The following is a 2,621-nucleotide window of genomic DNA, read 5'->3' as shown; positions in this document are numbered from 1 at the left end:
ATTAGGAGAGCAGCTAGACCTACGTCTTTATAATGTACCTAACAAGTCTTTTCATCCTAAGGCCTATATGTTCCATGGAGAAAGTGACAGTGAAATATACGTGGGGTCTTCCAATATTTCTAGAGGGGCTTTGACAAAGTCTGTTGAATGGAATTACCGTTTTAACAAGTCGAGCAATCCTGTAGACTTCAACCATTTTTATGATACCTTTGTAGATTTATTCCAACACCATTCAACGCCTGTAACAGATGATGTGTTAGAAGCTTACTCAAAGAGTTGGTCTAAGCCACGTATTTTCTCTAAGCCACAAGAACAAGCAGATTGGGATGCGGAGCAGGGTGTGGTAGTGCCATTAGGTGAAGAAAATACCGCAGAGGATGGGCGAGCTGAACGTCAGGTCATTAACTTGTATGAACCGCGTGGAGCTCAAATTGAAGCGTTGTATGCATTAAAACATACAAGGGAAGAAGGGTGGGATAGAGGTATCGTTGTGGCAGCAACGGGTATTGGTAAAACTTATCTAGCTGCCTTTGACTCTCAGACATACAAGCGTGTACTTTTTGTAGCCCATCGTGAGGAAATTTTGAACCAAGCAGAAGACAGTTTTAAAAAGGTGCGTCAGATAGAAAATACAGGATTCTTCTATAATGATAGGAAAGATACAGAAGCTGAAGCGACCTTTGCATTGGTTCAAACATTAGGGAAAGAGAAATATTTGAATCAGGCATTCTTTGCAAAGGATACTTTTGACTATATTGTGATTGATGAATGTCACCATGCTACAGCTAAGCAGTATGAAGCGATTAGAAACTACTTTAAGCCTAAGTTCTGGCTCTTTTTGACGGCGACACCAACACGACTAGACAATGAAGATGTGTTTGAAATCGCTAATTACAATACGGTTTATGAAGTAAGGTTGCAAGAGGCCATTAACAAAGATTGGTTGGTACCTTTTAGATACTATGGAGTTTATGATGATACCGTCAATTATGATGAGATTGCTATGAGAAATGGTAAGTATGACACAGAAGCACTAGATGCAGGACTAATGGCAACACAACGTGCTGATTTGGTCTTGAAGCATTACTTAAAGTATAATTCAAAACGTGCCATGGGTTTTTGCAGTTCTAAAGCACATGCAGAGTACATGGCAAACTATTTCAAACAAAATAAGATTAAAGTAGCAGCAGTCTACAGTGGAGAACAAGGTAAAATGGCAATGGACAGAGTGGAAGCTTTGGACAAACTGGAAAAAGGTGAGCTACAAGTAGTTTTTTCAGTCGATATGTTTAATGAGGGAGTAGATGTACCAAGTATTGATATGGTGCTTTTTCTACGTCCAACAGAGTCAGAAGTAATCTTTTTACAACAGTTAGGAAGAGGACTTAGAAAGCATAAAAATAAGGAATATCTTATTGTATTAGATTTTATAGGAAATTATAAAAAGGCTAATCTAATACCTTTCTTACTAGGAACAAAAGCGTACACTGAACAAGAGAAACGAAAAGAAAATCCTCAAAATATGGCGCTTCCAGAAGGATGTTTGATAGATTTTGATTTTAGATTGATTGATTTATTTAAGGAGATGGGCAAGAAGCAAAGAGATTTACGAGACTGTATCCTTGAAGCCTATGAAGTGATAAAACAAGATAGAGAAGAAAGACCAACTCGTACAGTTCTATATAGTCATATGGAACAAGAACTATATGCTCGTATGAAAGGGCGTACAAAAGAAAATGTGCTCAATGATTATTTAAGTTTCTTAAAAGAGACGGGAGATATTAATAAGGAAGAGGAAAGCCTTTTAGGCTCAAGAGCTGGAGACTTTATCAATAGAATTGAAAATACGGATATGAGCCGTACTTACAAAATGCCTCTTCTTTTAAGTTTTTATAACGAAGGGAATATACGATTGAAAGTCACAGAGGATGATGTGCTACAATCGTATCGTAACTTTTATGACACTGAATCTAATAATATAGATTTATTGCAAGATAAAAGTGGTCAAGACTACAAAAATTGGGATGATAAACGCTGGATGAAGTTGATAAAAGATAATCCTGTTAAGGCATTGCTAAACAGTGCAAGTGATTTCTTTAGACAAGAGGAAGGGTATGTTTTAACCTTAGATGAGTGCCTACTACCTTTCTTGGAGTTAGAAACATTTAAGATGCATTTTAAAGATGCCATTGACTACCGTCTAACTAAATATTATCGTGAACGATTTAATAAAAAAATGGAAAAAAAGAAGAAGGAGTAACTCACTATGAATCAAACACTTAACTATTACAACACCAATGCCCAAGACTTTATTGCAGGCACCCTTAACGTAGATATGAGTGAATTACGTAACACTTTCACTAAGCATCTTCCTCAAGAGGCCTATATTTTAGATGCTGGCTGTGGCTCTGGGCGAGATAGTTTAGCTTTCAAAGAAGCTGGCTATATGGTAACGGCTATAGATGGATCAGAAGCTATGTGTCAACAGACGGAAGCTTTAATTGGTCAACCTGTGCGCCACATGGTCTTCCAAGAGGTTGAGGATGTACAACTTTATGATGGAATATGGGCGTGTGCGACTTTGCTCCATGTGCCAGACGATGAGATGGTAGACGTGTTTA

General features: G+C 37.7%; 2 protein-coding genes. Both read left to right on the top strand.

What is annotated here, in order from left to right:
- On the top strand, nucleotides 1–2,260 hold a 2,260-nt coding region (locus RRY75_RS14080; RefSeq protein WP_332717401.1), incomplete at its 5' end, for a DEAD/DEAH box helicase family protein.
- Between the two features lie 6 nt (nucleotides 2,261–2,266).
- Nucleotides 2,267–2,621, top strand: a 355-nt coding sequence (locus RRY75_RS14075; protein ID WP_332717398.1) for a class I SAM-dependent methyltransferase, incomplete at its 3' end; no start/stop codon positions are given.

This window comes from Niameybacter sp. (genome assembly GCF_036655075.1).
Taxonomy (GTDB): Bacteria; Bacillota; Clostridia; order Lachnospirales; family Cellulosilyticaceae; genus Holtiella.
The sequence above is the reverse complement of the archived record's forward strand: the minus strand, read 5'-3'. Positions and strand labels throughout refer to the sequence as shown.